The 17,466-nt window shown below is 44.5% G+C and carries 19 protein-coding genes; 5 read left to right on the top strand and 14 right to left on the bottom strand.

The genetic code is table 11. From position 1 onward, the window contains the following. Positions 1-10: 10 nt before the first annotated feature. From D7V92_RS18995 to D7V92_RS18960, 8 genes are all read right to left on the bottom strand, one after another. A complete protein-coding gene (locus tag D7V92_RS18995) occupies positions 11-1,354 on the bottom strand; it encodes a glucose-6-phosphate isomerase (RefSeq protein ID WP_057329113.1) in 1,344 nt (447 codons plus the stop codon). Positions 1,355-1,362: 8 nt separating this feature from the next. Next, positions 1,363-2,358 (bottom strand): NAD(P)H-dependent glycerol-3-phosphate dehydrogenase, encoded by a 996-nt coding sequence (locus D7V92_RS18990; RefSeq protein ID WP_005861487.1) that lies wholly within the window; start codon positions 2,356-2,358, stop codon positions 1,363-1,365. Positions 2,359-2,370: 12 nt separating this feature from the next. Beyond that, complete coding sequence (gene lysS / locus D7V92_RS18985; protein WP_036616850.1) at positions 2,371-4,101, bottom strand: lysine--tRNA ligase; 1,731 nt, start codon at positions 4,099-4,101, stop codon at positions 2,371-2,373. A 202-nt stretch (positions 4,102-4,303) separates the two neighbouring features. Next, positions 4,304-4,531: a galactosyltransferase-related protein gene (locus tag D7V92_RS22550; RefSeq protein WP_057329110.1), complete on the bottom strand. Its 228-nt coding sequence runs from the start codon at positions 4,529-4,531 to the stop codon at positions 4,304-4,306. Positions 4,532-5,010: 479 nt separating this feature from the next. After that, positions 5,011-5,586, bottom strand: a complete 576-nt coding sequence (nadD, locus tag D7V92_RS18975) for a nicotinate (nicotinamide) nucleotide adenylyltransferase (protein WP_005865778.1) — start codon at positions 5,584-5,586, stop codon at positions 5,011-5,013. An 11-nt stretch (positions 5,587-5,597) separates the two neighbouring features. Beyond that, positions 5,598-5,777 carry a hypothetical protein gene (locus tag D7V92_RS18970; protein WP_022192875.1) on the bottom strand — a complete coding sequence of 60 codons (180 nt, stop codon included), beginning with the start codon at positions 5,775-5,777 and terminating at the stop codon, positions 5,598-5,600. Positions 5,778-5,780: 3 nt separating this feature from the next. After that, on the bottom strand, positions 5,781-6,347 hold the full coding sequence (gmk, locus tag D7V92_RS18965) for a guanylate kinase (RefSeq protein ID WP_005861508.1): 567 nt from the start codon (positions 6,345-6,347) through the stop codon (positions 5,781-5,783). Between the two features lie 14 nt (positions 6,348-6,361). Beyond that, positions 6,362-7,234: a YicC/YloC family endoribonuclease gene (locus D7V92_RS18960; protein ID WP_008774137.1), complete on the bottom strand. Its 873-nt coding sequence runs from the start codon at positions 7,232-7,234 to the stop codon at positions 6,362-6,364. A 189-nt stretch (positions 7,235-7,423) separates the two neighbouring features. On the opposite strand from D7V92_RS18960, the gene tsaB reads away from it, so the two are divergent. Beyond that, entirely contained in the window at positions 7,424-8,140 is a 717-nt protein-coding gene (tsaB, locus tag D7V92_RS18955; RefSeq protein WP_121773538.1) for a tRNA (adenosine(37)-N6)-threonylcarbamoyltransferase complex dimerization subunit type 1 TsaB, read from the top strand. 68 nt (positions 8,141-8,208) lie between these two features. Beyond that, positions 8,209-8,355: a hypothetical protein gene (locus tag D7V92_RS22310; RefSeq protein ID WP_005861514.1), complete on the top strand. Its 147-nt coding sequence runs from the start codon at positions 8,209-8,211 to the stop codon at positions 8,353-8,355. Positions 8,356-8,421: 66 nt separating this feature from the next. Here D7V92_RS22310 and D7V92_RS18945 read toward each other — a convergent pair whose 3' ends face one another. From D7V92_RS18945 to D7V92_RS18920, 6 genes are all read right to left on the bottom strand, one after another. Further along, complete coding sequence (locus D7V92_RS18945) at positions 8,422-9,582, bottom strand: sodium ion-translocating decarboxylase subunit beta (protein WP_008774134.1); 1,161 nt, start codon at positions 9,580-9,582, stop codon at positions 8,422-8,424. Positions 9,583-9,586: 4 nt separating this feature from the next. Further along, a complete protein-coding gene (locus tag D7V92_RS18940; protein WP_008774133.1) occupies positions 9,587-10,018 on the bottom strand; it encodes a biotin/lipoyl-containing protein in 432 nt (143 codons plus the stop codon). Positions 10,019-10,041: 23 nt separating this feature from the next. Further along, positions 10,042-10,935, bottom strand: coding sequence for an OadG family transporter subunit (locus D7V92_RS18935; protein WP_008774132.1), 894 nt, complete (start codon positions 10,933-10,935; stop codon positions 10,042-10,044). A gap of 21 nt (positions 10,936-10,956) precedes the next feature. Continuing rightward, complete coding sequence (locus D7V92_RS18930) at positions 10,957-12,510, bottom strand: acyl-CoA carboxylase subunit beta (protein ID WP_005861522.1); 1,554 nt, start codon at positions 12,508-12,510, stop codon at positions 10,957-10,959. 36 nt (positions 12,511-12,546) lie between these two features. After that, positions 12,547-12,957: a methylmalonyl-CoA epimerase gene (gene mce, locus D7V92_RS18925; protein WP_005861524.1), complete on the bottom strand. Its 411-nt coding sequence runs from the start codon at positions 12,955-12,957 to the stop codon at positions 12,547-12,549. 128 nt (positions 12,958-13,085) lie between these two features. Beyond that, a complete protein-coding gene (locus D7V92_RS18920; protein ID WP_121773537.1) occupies positions 13,086-15,497 on the bottom strand; it encodes a TonB-dependent receptor in 2,412 nt (803 codons plus the stop codon). 121 nt (positions 15,498-15,618) lie between these two features. Between D7V92_RS18920 and D7V92_RS18915 the strand changes: the two genes are divergently transcribed. Genes D7V92_RS18915 through D7V92_RS18905 form a run of 3 tightly spaced genes read left to right on the top strand, consistent with a single transcriptional unit; the run spans position 15,619 to position 17,457 of the window. Next, positions 15,619-16,179, top strand: a complete 561-nt coding sequence (locus D7V92_RS18915) for a nitroreductase family protein (protein ID WP_005861528.1) — start codon at positions 15,619-15,621, stop codon at positions 16,177-16,179. Beyond that, entirely contained in the window at positions 16,176-16,943 is a 768-nt protein-coding gene (locus tag D7V92_RS18910) for a Rossmann-like and DUF2520 domain-containing protein (protein WP_022192879.1), read from the top strand. The genes D7V92_RS18915 and D7V92_RS18910 overlap by 4 nt, the downstream gene beginning before the upstream one ends. Next, positions 16,936-17,457, top strand: a complete 522-nt coding sequence (locus D7V92_RS18905) for an HAD family hydrolase (RefSeq protein ID WP_121773536.1) — start codon at positions 16,936-16,938, stop codon at positions 17,455-17,457. The genes D7V92_RS18910 and D7V92_RS18905 overlap by 8 nt, the downstream gene beginning before the upstream one ends. Positions 17,458-17,466 lie beyond the last annotated feature (9 nt).

Genomic DNA, 17,466 nt, shown 5'->3' with positions numbered 1-17,466 from the left:
GTAAATCGTATTATAAACGTGCTTTGATAGCTTCGCTTTCTTTCTCGTATCCCGGCTTATTCAACAGGGCGAACATATTCTTCTTATAAGCCTCGACACCCGGTTGATTGAATGGGTTAACGCCTAACATATAACCACTGATGCCACAAGCTTTCTCGAAGAAATAGAACAACTGACCAATATAGAACGCACTTACTTCCGGCATAGTTACCTTGATATTAGGAACGCCACCATCTACGTGAGCTAACTGAGTACCTAACTCAGCCATCTTGTTTACCTCGTCTACATGCTTGCCTGCCAAGAAGTTCAATCCATCCAAATCAGCCTCGTCTGTAGGAACCAATACGCTATGATCTGTAGCTTCCACGGAGATAACCGTTTCGAAAATCGTACGCTCACCGTCTTGAATCCATTGACCCATGGAATGCAAATCGGTTGTCAAATCTACAGATGCGGGGAAAATACCTTTACCGTCTTTACCTTCGCTCTCTCCATAAAGTTGTTTCCACCATTCTGCGATATAATGCAATTTCGGATGGAAGTTAGCCAAGATCTCAATCTTTTTACCGCTCTTATACAACTCGTTACGAGTAGCGGCATAGATAGCGGCCATATTATCAGCGAAAGGAACGCTCGCGTCTGTAGCTTTTTCCATGGAAACAGCTCCAGCAACCAAGTCGCGGATGCTGATACCTGCCACGGCGATCGGAAGCAAACCTACCGGAGTCAAAACAGAGAAACGTCCACCTACGTTATCAGGGATGACGAAAGTTTTGTAACCTTCTTGATCCGCCAAGGTACGTAAAGCGCCTCTCTTAGCGTCCGTGATAGCTACGATACGATGTTTAGCCTCTTCCTTGCCAACAGCATCTTCCAATTGTTTCTTCAAGATACGGAAAGCCAAAGCCGGCTCTGTAGTCGTACCAGACTTGGAGATATTGATAATACCGAATTGCTTACCTTTCAAAACTTCGCTTAATTCATAAAGATAATCCTCTCCGATATTGTGTCCGGCGTATAACATAACCGGATTTTTACGGTCGTTTTGCAACCAGTCGAAGCTGTTGTTTAACGCTTCTACTACCGCTTTGGTACCCAAATAGCTACCACCGATACCAATGGCTACGACCACCTCACATTTAGAACGAAGCACGTTCGCCGTATTCTCGATGTCGGCCAACTCTGCGTCCGTAATAGAAGAGGGGAGATGCAACCAACCCAAAAAGTCGTTACCTGCTCCGTTACCGTTATGTAATGTGGCAATACATTCCATTGCCTTGGCCTCTTGAGCGTAAACCTGTTCCTTGGAGACAGTGCCCAGAGCCTTGTCGATGTTTAAACTGATGTTTTTCATATGCTATTTTATTTAAACGTTTCCGTTAATTGACGAATGACCGTTGTCGGCGATTTCTTCTCGTACAATATATCATAAACAGCGTCCAGTATCGGCATGTTCACTTTATATTTCTCATTGATCTCACGCATACACTTGGTTCCATAATATCCCTCGGCGATCATTTCCATCTCCAGCTGCGCTGTCTTCACAGAATATCCTTTACCGATCATGGTTCCGAAAGTACGGTTACGGCTGAACCGGGAATAAGCGGTAACCAGCAAATCGCCAAGGTAGACGGAGTCGGTGATATCCCGCTCCAGCCCGTGTACGGCGTCCACGAAATTACGCATCTCCTCAATAGCGTTCGAGATAAATACGGCTTGGAAGTTATCGCCATATTTCATCCCATGGCAAATACCGGCGGCGATAGCGTACACGTTCTTCAGTACGGCGGCGTATTCGATACCGGTCACATCCTTACAGAAGGAATTCTTTAAGTATTGATTCTTGAAAACGGGGGATATCGTACGGACCTTCTCGATGTCGGAACAAGCCAACGTAATGTACGAGAGCCGCTCCAGAGCGATCTCTTCCGCATGACAGGGACCACCGATAACTGCTATATTTTCTGTCGGAACCTTGTAATACTCCGCGAAGTAATCCGTAATCAACATATTCTCATCCGGTACGATACCCTTGATCGCCGAGATGATAAACTTATCTTTCAAAGAGGTCTTCACCTTCTTCAAATGTTGTTTCAAGAAAGGGGAAGGCGTAGCGAAGATCAAGGTATCCGAGTCCTTGATCGCTTGGTTGATATTGGAATAGAAGTTTATCTTGTTCGTGTCGAATTTCACGGCGGTGAGGTAACACGGGTTGTGTCCCAACTGCTTGAACTCCTCGATACGATCGGGCCTACGCATGTACCAGTTGATACTATCTTGAGTTGAAAGTACGATCTTGGCTAAGGCGGTAGCCCAGCTACCACCTCCCATTATCGCGATTTTTCCGGGCAAATCCATCGTATCACGCTTTTATTCTCCTACATTGGCTATCCAAGCCTCTACTTCTTGGACCGTAGGATTTTGCAGTTCTAACTTATATTTTTTATTAAGCTCACAAAGATCTTGTCTTAATTTGTTGGCGTTCGCTTCTTTCAGCGTGTCAACCGTCAGGTAGCCGGCTTTCTGCAAAGCGGGAATCCACTCCTCGGAAATACCCAAGGCTACGTATTTGTCGGCGTTATCTTTCTTAGCGGTTTTCTCCGGACGCATTTGCGGGAAAAGCAATACCTCTTGGATCGTTGTCTGTCCGGTCATCAACATAACCAGACGGTCGATACCGATACCGATACCCGACGTAGGAGGCATACCGAATTGAAGGGCGCGTAAGAAATCTTGATCGATGAACATCGCCTCGTCGTCCCCTTTCTCGCTCAAGCGTAATTGCTCCTTGAAACGTTCTTCTTGGTCGATCGGATCGTTTAGCTCGCTATAAGCGTTCGCCAATTCCTTCCCGTTTACCATCAACTCGAAGCGTTCGGTCAATCCCGGTTTGCTACGGTGCATCTTAGTCAGCGGGCTCATCTCAACCGGATAGTCGATGATGAAGGTCGGCTGGATAAACGTACCCTCGCAGAACTCCCCGAAGATCTCGTCGATCAATTTACCTTTACCCATCGTATCGTCGATCTCCATCTTCAATTCCTTGCAGATCGTACGGATCTCGTCCTCGCTCTTACCTTCCAAGTCGTAACCCGTCTTTTCCTTGATCGCCTCCAAGATCGGCAAACGGCGGAAAGGAGCCTTGAAGCTGATTGTCTTACCGTCGATCGTGCTCTCGCTCGTACCGTTCACGGCGATACAGATACGCTCCAACAGCTTCTCAGTGAAGCTCATCATCCAGTTATAGTCTTTGTATTGGACATAAAGTTCCATACAAGTGAACTCCGGGTTGTGCGTACGGTCCATACCCTCGTTACGGAAATTCTTACCGATCTCGTATACACCCTCGAATCCACCGACGATCAATCGTTTCAAATACAACTCGGTAGCGATACGTAAATATAAATCGATGTCCAAGGAGTTATGATGTGTCGTGAACGGACGTGCGCTAGCTCCTCCGGCGATAGATTGCAGGATCGGAGTCTCTACCTCCGTATATCCGGCCTCATCCAAGGCGGTACGCATGGTCTTGATGATAGCCGCACGTTTCATGAAAATATCTTTTACGCCATCGTTTACTACCAAATCCACGTAACGTTGACGGTAGCGAAGCTCCGGGTCATTAAAACCGTCGTAAGCGACACCGTCCTTATATTTAACGACCGGTAGCGGACGAAGTGATTTAGACAAAACTGTCAATTCTTGAGCATGAACGGAAATTTCTCCCATCTGAGTACGGAAAACGAATCCCTTGATCCCGACGAAATCACCGATATCCAGTAACTTCTTGAAAACGACATTGTAGGTGTCCTTATTCTCATCCGGACAAATATCGTCACGGGAGATATAGACCTGTATTCTGCCCTCGGAATCCTGCAATTCCATGAAGGAAGCCTTACCCATGATACGACGGCTCATGATACGGCCGGCGATACTTACCGGGCGTGGCTCAGCGTCGTCTTTGAATGTCTCTTTTATTTCTTTGGAAAATGCGTTCGTTACATACTCAGCTGCGGGATAAGGCTCTATCCCCATCTGACGCAACTGCTCCATGCTATTACGTCTTATTATTTCCTGTTCACTCAGTTCTAATAGATTCATTATGCTATTATTTTGTATAATACGGCGCAAAAGTACAAAATATTTCTGATTTATGCTGACTTATGTGGTAAAAGGTTGAGGTCACCGATCTTGTTTGTTCATGGATAAAGTATCTTAGGTTCATCGGTAAAGTATCTTAGGATCCTTGGTGAAGTATCTTAGGTTTGTAGGACAATGAACTTAAGACCCAATAATTTTATCTTTACATCCTGTTTTGATCCCGGGGATGAGACAAATGGAATAAACAGCCCTCACTCCGATAAATCCGGTAGCCAAAACTCAACCAACGGTAATGTCTTTCTCCGTCCTCCAAGCCCCAGCCATAGAAATCCTCATTTTCCATACCCGCTTGCAGGTATTTGTTCGTTTGGACAAAAATCGCTCCTCCGACTGCCCCAATTACTCCTTCCACCATATACAAAGAGTTCATTTTTCTTTGGTGTTTTTTTAGGAAGTCAATGTCTCTATGTGTCCAGTAATGTTCCCTCAATATATTTGAAGTGTCCAAAGCATTCCCATCGTATGGATAAGCTACCTCGTATGTCTTAGATCTTGTCAAGTCTATTCGCATAAATATCTTTGCTTAATGTTCAACAATGCCAATATCACACCGGGGAAACCATTCAGTAATCCTCGGTGTAACCGTTAGTTATTCACTTGACAAGGTTCAAATTATATATTTGGATACTCCAAAAAGATTATCGAGTGAGCCTGTTTTGATGTTACGGGGATCATCTTTAACGGCTGTGCTGTAAAACATGTTTTAATGGGAATTTTGGCAGATTGCCCTAAGATGGCAAAGCTGTAAATAATCACGGTATAACTTCCCTTCTCGAAGAATATATACTTCAAGTGGCATAGGATATATACTTCATAGCCCAAGTAAGTATATCTTCTATCGCAGGTATGTCACTGATTTGCTACTGACCCGAAATAAGGCCGCACTCCTTCCGGTAGGAAGAAACGGATATCCTTGCCGGTTTGGTAAGCGTTACGGATAAATGTGGAGGAGATTTCCATCAAGGGAGCGTCTACCTTTTTCACGTTCGGATAAATGGTTGGGATCGAGATATCGAATCCTAGGCGGGGATAAATCAGCAGTTTGTAGTTTTGGAGTATTTTTTCATATTCTTTCCATCGGGGAAAAAGCAGCCAGTTATCGGCTCCCATGATAAAATAAAAGTCCCTATCCGGATAGTTGCTGGATAAGGCTCGCAAGGTATCAATGGAATAAGAAGGTTTCGGCAGGTGGAACTCAATATCGCAGACCTTGAATTTCGGGTATCCGTCAATGGCGGCTTGGGCCATTTCCAACCGTAGTGAGTCATCTAGCAAGTCATCCTTTTTCTTCAGCGGATTATGAGGCGTGACCACGAACCACACCTCATCCAGTCCCTCGAACTCACATAGCCAGTTCGCTAAGGCGAGATGGCCTATGTGAATGGGATTGAACGATCCACTGTAGATGCCGGTCTTGAGTCTCATCCGATTTATACTTACCCTTTCTTTTGCCAACCCTTATAGTTGATAAAACAAATGAATATATTAAATATCAGGGCACCCCCGATGATATACTCCTTATAATACAGGCTGATACCACCTAATACGAGGCTCGCTATCCCACAAACGATAGAAAGCCCCATCATAAAACGGGTATTCTTGAATATATTAGGCATAGACTATTTGTTTAAGAACTCACGAATGATCTTCAACGCGTCTTTTTGGGCAGTCTCCAGATCATCGTTTACGACAACCTTATCAAACTGTCCCGTGAACCCTAATTCATACTCAGCCTTGGCGATACGGCTTTCGATAACTTCCGGGCTGTCTGTCCCCCGTCCTTCCAATCGCTTCCGTAGGTCATCGATGCAAGGAGGTTGGATAAAGACAGACAGGGCACGGTCTCCATAGAATTTCTTGATATTGCATCCGCCTACCACATCCACATCGAAAATCACGTTGTCCCCTTCATTCAAGATACGCTCTACCTCGCTTTTTAACGTACCGTAATATTTATCGGTATACACCTCCTCATATTCCAAGAAGTCTCCATTAGCGATACGACTGCGGAACTCTTCCGGCGTAAGGAAATAATATTCCACACCATTCTTCTCGGTTCCCCGCGGAGCCCGGCTGGTAGCCGAGATGGAGAAACGAAGGTGTAAATCTTGTTTCAAAAGATAATTAATAATGGTTGATTTTCCGGAACCCGAGGGTGCGGAGAAGATAATTAATTTGCCAGCCATTCTCGTTAATCTTATTATAATACGTTTAGTACCTGTTCCTTGATTTGTTCCAACTCGTCTTTCATCTGGACCACGATCTTCTGCATCTCGGCGTGGTTGCTCTTTGATCCGAGCGTATTGATCTCACGTCCCATTTCCTGAGCGATAAAACCGAGCTTCTTGCCTTGGCCGTGACCGGATTCCATGGTTGAGATAAAATATTTCAAGTGGTTGTCCAGACGGTTCTTTTCCTCGTTGACATCCAGCTTCTCGATGTAATAGATCATCTCCTGCTCGAAACGATTCTTGTCGTAGTCCTTCTCGGCTATCTTTTGCAGGTTATCCATGATACGAGCCTTGATCTTCTCGATACGTTCCCCCTCGTATTTCTCCACTTCTTTCAACAGAGTGGCGATATTGGCTATCTTTTGCTCGAAAAGCTTTTGAAGCATGGCTCCTTCTTGGATACGGAAATCACACAGGTGCTTGATAGCGTCCTTTACCGTTTCTAAAACCACCTCCCATTCGGATTCGTCCGGTTCTACGGTCTCAGACTTGATTGCGTCCGGCATCCGGAGCAAGGTCTGGAACCAATCGTTCGGAACGCTGATATTCAGTTTCTCTGCGATCTCCTTGATTTGGTTGTAATAATTCTCTACGGCGGCAAGATTGATCTGTGTAGGAGTATCTTTGCCTATATATTCTATAAAGATATTGAACTCAACTTTTCCCCGCTCCAAAGATTGAAGTAACAGGCTCCGAAGCTCCATTTCCTTATCCTTGTATATGGAAGGGATACGGGTGGACAAATCCAATTGCTTACTGTTTAAAGCCTTTATCTCTACGGTTACTTTTTTTGAAGGGAGCTCGGCAGTAACCTTACCGAATCCAGTCATTGATTGTATCATTTTTCTCAAAAGTTTGCGCAAAGATAGTGGTTTCCTTTTAGATTTGATGTTTATTTTCTCATAAATAGATGTTTCTCATAGGGCTGCCTTGATAGTATAATGAATTTTTGTATACCTTCGCAGCCTAATCAGATTGAAGGATTGAGATTGTTTGTTCGTTCAATTATCAATTGTTAATAGTTAATTATTATGTCATTGATCTTAAATATCGAGACATCCACTTCCGTATGTTCAGTAGCCCTGTCGGAAGGGGAGGAGGTGGTCTTTGAGAAGGCTTCCTTCGAGGGGCCGTCTCATGCGGCGTTATTGGGCGTTTATATGGAAGAGGCATTAGAAGCCGCGAAGTCGAAAGGGATAAAACTGGATGCCGTGGCGGTAAGTAGCGGACCCGGATCTTATACGGGGTTACGCATCGGGGTGTCTGTGGCTAAAGGATTATGCTTTGGGTATGGTATTCCTTTGATCGGTATTCATACGCTGGATATTTTAGCGTCTGCCGCTATCCGGAAAAATAAGGAGGAGGCCAATTGCTTGTATTGCGCTATGTTGGATGCCCGTCGTATGGAAGTCTACTCTTCGATTTATGATTCCCATCTCAACACGATACGTGCCACGACTGCTGATATCGTAGATGCTGATTCGTATGCTTCTTTTTTAGAGAACGGTAAGGTTTGTTTCTTTGGAGACGGTGCCGCTAAATGTGAGACGGTAATCACTTCTCCGAACGCCTGTTTTATAGATGGTATCTATCCATTAGCTGTAAATATGGCATCCTTGTCGCAGCAAGCATATGATGATGGCCGTTTTGAGAATGTGGCTTATTTTGAGCCTTTCTATTTGAAAGAATTCCAAGCAACGATCGCTAAGAACAAAGTGCTGAACGAGGCGTTAGGGAAAAACAAATAAGAGTAAGGGTACACAACCAAATTCATGTTCCGGCTGTTTATTCTAAAATGAATAAATCAGTTAAAGACATGAGAAAGAAAAGTGTGAATACGCTATTGGTATTTGGTGTGGTTGTCGCTATAATCCTTTTGATGATCTGGTTGTTCCTCGGGACAACGTTGGTGGAGGATACGAGTACGGAGATTAGTCCGGTTCCTATAGAGCAAGCTAACTGAGAACAATAACATAAAAAGGCGGGATCCTTTCGGACCTCGCCTTTTTTAATATAGATAGTTGTTTTATTAACCAAGGAATCCTAGCAAGATACCGGCAGCTACAGCGGAACCGATTACACCTGCTACGTTCGGACCCATAGCGTGCATCAATAAGTAGTTACTTGGATCGTATTCCAAACCTACGTTCTGGGAAATACGGGCAGCGTCAGGTACGGCGGATACACCGGAGTTACCGATCAACGGATTGATCTTGTTGCCTTCTTTCAGGAACAGGTTAAAGAACTTAACGAACAATACACCGGCACAAGTAGCGATAACGAATGACAACGCACCCAAACCGAAAATCTTGATAGAGTTCAATGTTAAGAACTGGGTAGCTTGTGTAGAAGCACCTACCGTGATGCCTAATAAGATCGTGATAACATCGATCAGCGGGCCGCGGGCTGTCTCTGCCAAACGGCGAGTAACACCACTTTCCTTGATCAAGTTACCGAAGAACAACATTCCTAACAATGGCAAACCAGACGGTACCAAGAAGGCTGTTAATAACAAGCCAACGATCGGGAAAACGATTTTCTCCGTCTGTGAAACGGCTCTTGGAGGTTTCATACGTATCACACGTTCTTTCTTCGTTGTAAGCAATCTCATAAACGGTGGCTGGATAATAGGAACCAATGCCATATATGAGTATGCGGATACAGCGATAGCACCCATCAAGTTAGGAGCTAACTTGGATGACAAGAAGATTGCAGTTGGACCATCAGCTCCTCCGATAATACCGATAGCACCGGCTTGGCTTGGGTCAAATCCCATTTGCAATGCAATGATATAAGCACCGAAAATACCAAATTGGGCGGCAGCTCCGACTAGCATTAACTTAGGGTTGGATATCAAAGCGGAGAAGTCTGTCATGGCACCGATACCGAGGAATATCAAGGGGGGATACCAACCTTGTTTCACTCCTTGGTATAAAATGTTCAATACAGAACCTTCTTCGTATATACCTAATTGTAATCCGGCATCCTTGAAAGGGATATTTCCGATCAAGATACCGAAACCAATAGGGATCAGAAGCATTGGCTCGAATTCATATTTAATCGCTAGGAATATGAACAGCAAACCTACCAATAGCATCACGATATGCCCTGGAGTCGCGTTCGCAAATCCTGTATAGGAGAGAAATATTTGGATATTTTCTCCTAGGAATTGTAAGAAACTTTCTTGCATATCATTAACCGATTACAACGAGATCTGCACCTTCCAATACAGAGTCGCCTTTGTTTACTTTAATTTCTACAATTTTACCGTCACGATCGGCATTGATGTTGTTTTCCATCTTCATGGCTTCCAATACCAAGATCTTTTGGCCTCTCTTAACTGTATCGCCGACTTTACAGTCTACACTTAAAATTACACCTGGCAGCGGAGATTTAACAGCGCCGGCTACACTTGGAGCTGCTTGACGGGTGATAACAGGTTCACCGCTGGCATTGGTCGGAGCTTGAGCCGGACGTTTCAATGTAACCATTTGTTTTTTCGCAGGTTTCTCCATTTTTACGTTATAAGGGGTTCCGTTTACCTCTACCTCTGCCACATCATCTACAACTGAGTTGATATGTACTTTATATGTGTTACCGTTAATGGTATATTTAAAACTTTTCATTCGTCAATTGGATTTTAGGATGATTACTTTTTATTTGGAGTCTGACGCAGAGAATAAAGCTTAGAACTCCATGGTGAATAGCTGCGTTGAACCTTGTGGATAGTCAATACCGTGTTCTCGATATCGTGGTTGTCATCGCTCATCTCATAAAGAGCGGTAGCGATAGCGGCAAAAATTTCACCTGATTCTTGACCGATATTGGCTGATACGGCAGCACCTGTTCCTGCGGCTTTTTGAGCGTTACGCTTGCTAGCTTTGATCGCTGCGTTACCGATCTGCTTGAATACTAGATACAAAATGATTAAGCCAAGGAATACGACTGCCATGGCTGTTATGGTCATACCAATACCCCATGGGTCGTTCCGTTGGAAGTTCTCAAGTTTCGCATTCGAATCTAACGTCAGATTATTGGTGCTAGGAGTCACTTTGTCAAGGATACTCCAATTACCTACTCCATCAAGATCCAGACCGTAACTAACATCTGCTTTTTGCCCGGCAGGGATTGTCACCTCGTCGATCAAAGTTGTACCATCTGAATCATATAAGGCTAGATAATTATCTTTGTTTGGATCGAATGTGAAGTTTACATGAAATGTCCCTTTTGTTGGCTGATCATCTGCCCAAAAAAGAAGATGCTGGCGGGGAGGAACTTTGGTAAGTACATCTCCCTTCGGGATCATATATTTTCTGGGATTACTTTTATCGTTCGTTAAGAAGCATCCTCGTAAATCCACCGTACCTGCTGAGTTATTAAACAACTCAAACCATGGATGGCGTTTTCCATAGTCATCAACAAAGTTATCTTCATTGACAACTAGCACTTCATTTAATTTAACGGAGGTAGTCAACTGTGCCTTGGCTCCCATACTGAAGAGAACCATTAACAGTAGCAATACCCCTATTTTCTTATTTATCATATTCATCTCCTGTTTTACGGATTATAGAGGCAGGTTATCATGTTTCTTAGCAGGATTGCTTAACTTCTTAGTCTGCAATTGCTGCAAAGCACGAATAATACGGAAACGAGTGTTACGCGGTTCGATAACATCGTCGATATAACCGTATTGAGCTGCGTTATAAGGATTAGCGAATGCTTTCTTATATTCAGCTTCTTTCTCTGCTGCGCATGCTTTCGGATCTTCAGCGGCTGCTACTTCCTTGGCGAAGATAACCTCTACGGCACCGCTCGGGCCCATAACGGCGATCTCGGCTGTCGGCCATGCGTAATTCATATCACCACGTAAATGTTTAGAACTCATCACGCAATAAGCTCCACCGTAAGACTTACGCAATGTAACGGTAATCTTAGGAACGGTAGCCTCACCATAAGCGTAAAGCAATTTAGCGCCATGAAGGATTACACCGTTGTATTCCTGACCTGTACCCGGAAGGAATCCCGGAACGTCAACCAATGTTACCAAAGGAATATTGAAAGCGTCGCAGAAACGAACGAAGCGACCTGCTTTACGAGATGCGTTGCTATCCAAGCATCCTGCCATAACCTTCGGCTGGTTAGCTACGATACCGACGGATTGTCCGTTGAAACGAGCGAAACCTACGATGATATTCTTAGCGTAGTCCGCATGGACCTCTAGGAACTCGTTGTTATCGACGATCGTACCGATAACCTCATACATATCGTAAGATTGGTTGGCGTTATCGGGAATGATATCGTTCAATACATCATCCAGACGATCGATCGGGTCTTTGCACTCAACTAACGGCGTTTCCTCTAAGTTGTTCTGAGGTAAGAAACTGAGCAATTTACGAATTAATTGCAAACCATCTTCTTCTGTATCGACAGCGAAATGGGCTACACCCGATTTGGTAGTGTGTACGCTGGCTCCACCCAACTGCTCTTGGGTTACATCCTCACCTGTTACGGTTTTTACGACTTTCGGACCAGTCAAGAACATATAGCTGGTACCACGTGTCATGATGTTGAAGTCTGTCAAAGCCGGAGAATAAACGGCTCCACCGGCGCAAGGGCCGAAGATACCGGAAATCTGGGGAACAACACCGGAAGCCAAGATGTTACGTTGGAAAATCTCTGCGTATCCTGCCAAGGCATTTACTCCTTCTTGGATACGAGCTCCACCGGAGTCGTTCAAACCGATAACGGGAGCGCCCATCTTCATGGCTTGATCCATTACTTTACAGATCTTCATAGCCAAAGCCTCAGACAAGGCTCCACCGAATACGGTGAAATCTTGAGCGAAGATATATACCAAACGTCCGTCGATCGTACCATAACCTGTTACGATACCATCGCCTAAATATTTAGTTTTCTCGATACCGAAGTTTGTACAACGGTGTTGAACAAACATGTCGAATTCCTCGAAACTACCTTCGTCAAGCAACATGGCGATACGCTCACGAGCGGTATATTTGCCTTTTTTGTGCTGTGATTCGATTCTTTTCTCTCCTCCACCCAAGCGAGCTTGCTCACGAAGTGCGATGAGCTCTTTTACTTTTTCAAGCTGGTTACTCATTGTATTTTGATTTGTTGTTAGAAATGAACGGATTAATTATTTGTTGCCCGGCATGCAAAGTTCTGTCAATACGCTGCAAGTTGATTTCGGGTGAAGGAAAGCGATGTTCAAGCCTTCCGCACCACCACGGGGAGCTTTATCGATTAATTTAACGCCTTTTTCCTCAGCCTCGTTCAAAGCTGCCTGTACATCAGGTACCGCGAATGCGATATGGTGGATACCTTCACCTTTTTTCTCGATAAATTTCGCGATCGTGCTATCTTCGCTGGTCGGCTCTAGTAATTCAATCTTAGTCTGTCCTACCTTGAAAAATGCGGTTTTTACTTTTTGGTCTGCTACTACTTCGATATTGTAGCATTTTAATCCAAGAACGCCTTCATAATAGGGTAAACAAGCCTCGATACTCTTCACTGCGATACCTAAATGTTCGATATGTGTAAGTTCCATGTCAATAATAATTTAAAGATTTAGTAAATGTTTGTTTCTATTGTGTGCAAATGTACACTACTTTTTATGAATGAGGAAATAATTTTTTGTTTTTATCTCCCAGTAAATGTGTTTAAAGATACATTTTATTAAAAATCGACAATCAGACGAACGTTCAATTGACGTCCGGTCAGATAGTTTGGAACTGCGTATTGGACATTATATACATCTGTTATCCAATAGTAGGAACTAACGTTTTTGATGTCTAATATGTTAAACACATCCAGACCTAGCCAAATGTTTTTCAAATGGCGGAAGAAGCTTCTGTCCATGATAGCGTCCGTGCCTCCTGCCAATTGATAGGAGAGTCCGATATCTACACGTTTGTAGGCGGGCGTACGGAAATAGCCGGCTTCGTATCCTTTGCCCGGGATTGTCTGGGGAAGTCCTCCGGATAGAACTCCTTTCAGATTTAGCTTGACTCGTTTATAGCCCGGGAAATAATCTTGGAAGAAGAGTGAGATGTTGTAGCCTTGGCTATTGGCCATAGGAACGGTCGTTGTTTCCCGGATGGTTTGCTGGGCTTTCATCAAGGAGAAGCTGATCCATGAGTCGGTACCCGGTACGAATTCTCCGAAGAATTTGACATCGAGTCCCATGGCGTAACCTTTGGCGCAGTTCTCGCCGTAATAGCGGATCTTGACGTTATCTACGGTGTAGGGATTCAGATTGTCCAGCTTTTTATAGTACATCTCGGCGGTCACCTTGAAATTCCGGTCTACGGCACGGAACGTATAATCTCCTCCCAATATGAAATGGATGGAGCGTTGTGACTTTAGATCTTTGTTCAATACCGTGATATTATTGCCGTTCTTATCTTTGTCTACTCTACGTAATTCCTTGTAGAAGGGCGATTGATAATACAGTCCAGTGGCGAAACGGAGCGTCAAGTCTTGGTCGAAGTTCGGGATAAAGCCCAATGAGGCACGGGGACTGAAAAGGAACTCCTTATTATAAGTCCAATAACTACCTCTAACTCCTGCGACTAACGTGAACAGACCTTGCTTGGTCCTGAATTTGAACGCGTCTTGCGCATAAGCGGAAAAGCGTGTGCTTTCTATCTGATTATCAGAAAAGAGGTTCGAATATACACTTACGTTATTACCGGTTTGGGGCAAAGAATAACCTGAGGAATCCCTTTTTTCCCATTCACTGATCTTATCATTGATTTTCTCCATTTGTACCGTGGCTCCCCATTTCAACGTATTGTTTAAAAGGCGGGCCATCCCATAGTGCCCGACATTCATGACGGTGGAGTTCAAACGGTTTCGTGCGTGCTCGTGATAACGGCCTACGGACATGGCGGCTGATGCGTCGTCATCCGGATTTTCCGCTCCGTTCTCGCTCAGCCAATATTCTCCGGCGATATCGTATCCCTCTTCTTCCTTGCTTTTGAAAGCGGAGGCTTGAAGTCCCAACTCTGTGTTCTCATTGGGGTTGTGTTTCAATGTAAGCGCACCGAATAAGGTTTGGAAACGGTCTCTTTCCCTTCCGTCGAAATAGACTTTGAAGTTCTTGGGATGCTCGGCTGTACCGAAAGAGGTTTCCCGGCTATAAGGGGTGAATTTATAATTATTGTTAGCGAGGTTTCCCAAGAAATTGATTTCCCATTTAGGGGCCAATTGGTACGTGATGTAAGTTTGCAGATCGATAAATTTAGGGTTGTATTCTGCGTCTGTATCCATGGTACCCAAAATAGACCGACCGCTTTTAAAGCGGAAACCCGTTACTTGGGTAAATTTACCGATAGAACTGCCTACATAAGCATTCGCGCCCAACAAGCTCGCAGAAGCTGAGCCTTCGAATATCTTAGGCTTTTTATAGGTAATATCCAGCACGGAACTCATCTTGTCTCCGTAACGAGCCTCGAAGCCACCGGCGGCGAAATTGACCGCCTCCGTCAGGTCCGGATTGATAAAGCTAAGGCCCTCTTGTTGTCCCGAGCGAATCAGAAGCGGACGGAATACCTCGATCCCATTCACATAAACGATATTTTCATCATAACTACCTCCACGTACGGAATACTGGGAACTTAACTCGTTATTGGACGAGACTCCGGCAAACGTAACGACCAAGCTCTCTATACTACCTCCGGAGGGATCGGGCAATAACTTGATTTTGTCCGCATTTAGGGACTCCATGGTCGTGGTCTGCTTGCGGATGGCAGTAACAGATACTTCCCCTAAATCAAATGAGGTATTGTTCATCTGTACGTTCAGGCGCATATCGGCTTGTGCCGAAGGAATGATACGTTCAGCTTTATTATATCCCAGACAAGAGTAAATAATGGAGATAGAATCCCCCGGCGATATGGAAAAGGAATAATATCCCTTCTCGTTGGTCATGGAGCCGATCAACGTGTTCTTAACCCGGACATTCACTAATTCCAGAGGGTTACCGTCGGCGTCACGGACATAACCAGTGATTTTTATGCGGCCTTCGCCAAAGGCACTCACGGAAATAAGTATAAATAGCAGCGCGGCTATCGCACGAATCTTCATAATCTATTGTTCAATTATAAAAATACTAACGAGAAAAAAGAACGATACGTATATATGGGTGCAAAAAATTATATTTATATTTGCGAATCTTAATATTAAAAGAGTACAAAGAACGAAAAAAATGGAGAGTTTTGCAACACTTATACAAAATAGAAGAAGTACACGTAAGTTTACCGAACAACTACTTTCACCCGAGCAGGTAGAACTGATCTTGAAAGCGGCGTTGATGGCTCCGGCCTCAAAACGTAGTAATCCTTGGCAGTTCGTGGTCGTGGAAGATAAGGAAATGTTGAAGAAACTTGCCGGGTGTAAGAAAAATGGTTCTGCTTTTCTGGAGGGTTGTGCCTTGGCCGTGGTTGTCTTGGCGAATGTGATGGAAAGCGATGTTTGGATCGAGGACGCTTCGGTCGCTTCTATTTATATGCAATTGCAAGCGGAGGATTTGGGATTGGGCAGTTGCTGGTGTCAGATCCGGAACCGGGTAACAGAGGATGAGGCGGATTCGAATAATTATGTTCGTTCGTTGCTGGATATTCCTTATCAATTGGATGTCTTGTCTATCATTGGTATCGGTTATAAGGATCAGGTTCGTAAGCCTTTTGATGAATCCCATTTACAATGGGAGAAGATACATATAGGAAAGTTCTCTCTTCCGGAAGAAAATAAAGAGGCGGAAGAATGAGAGTCGTATTTGTTGGTGCCGGAAACTTAGCTACCCGGCTTTCGTTGGAAATGCGTAAGTCCGGAATGAGTATCGGGCAAGTGTATAGTCACACAAGTGAGCATGCTAAGATTTTAGCCGATGAATTGGGATGTGGGTGGACTGTTGTCCCGGAAGATATTGTGGAAGATGCCGACTTGTATGTTTTCTCTTTGAAAGATGCCGTGCTCCAAGATGTTATCGCCCGTGTAAAACCGAATAACGGTTTGTGGGTGCACACGGCAGGGAGTATGCCAATCTCTGTATTTGAAGGTCTTACGGCTAGATATGGGGTGGTTTATCCGTTACAAACGTTTAGTAAGAGTAGGGAGGTGGATTTCAAGAAAATACCGTTTTTTTTAGAGGCGAACTCGTCTGAAGATGAGAAGGTGCTGGGAGAGGTGGCTAGGGCGCTCTCCAGTGATGTCCGTTTCCTCTCCTCCGAGAAGCGAAAGAACTTACATTTAGCGGCGGTTTTCGCTTGTAATTTTACGAATCATATGTATGCGCTAGCTGAAAAGATCTTGGAAGAACAGCAAATACCGGGAGAGGTCTTGCTACCTTTGATAGACGAGACAGCCGCTAAGGTACATGTAATGTCGCCGGCGCGAGCCCAAACGGGACCAGCTATACGATATGACGAGAATGTGATAAACAAACATATGGCTATGCTTAAAGATCCGGATATGCGAAATCTATATGAGCTGATTAGCCGAAGTATACATAAGGAGGCTCGACATGAGTAGTATAAACTATGATTTGAGAAAAATAAAGGCTTTTGTCTTTGATGTAGACGGGGTGCTATCCTGCGATGTGATTCCGCTTCACCCGAATGGCGATCCGATGCGTACTGTCAATATCAAGGATGGCTATGCCTTGCAATTGGCCGTGAAGAAAGGTTATGAGGTCGCTATAATTACGGGTGGATATACGGAAGCCGTACAGATTCGCTTTTCTCGTTTGGGAATACAACATATTTATATGCGTAGCGCTGTAAAGGTGCATGACTTTAAGGATTTCATGGAAAAAACGGGCTTGTCTCCTGAGCAAATCATGTATGCGGGTGATGATATTCCTGATTATGAGGTAATGACGCAAGTCGGATTGCCGGTGGCACCTGCGGATGCGGCTCCGGAGATCAAGGAGATAGCGAAATATATATCCTCCCGGCGAGGTGGCGAAGGCGTAGCTAGGGACGTGATCGAGCAAACGATGCGGGCTCAAGGACACTGGTTCGGCGAGGAGGCTTTTGGGTGGTAAAATTTTGGT

This window comes from Parabacteroides sp. CH2-D42-20 (genome assembly GCF_003670185.1).
Classification (GTDB): Bacteria; Bacteroidota; Bacteroidia; order Bacteroidales; family Tannerellaceae; genus Parabacteroides; species Parabacteroides distasonis.
This window is presented reverse-complemented; position numbering and strand designations above follow the sequence as displayed.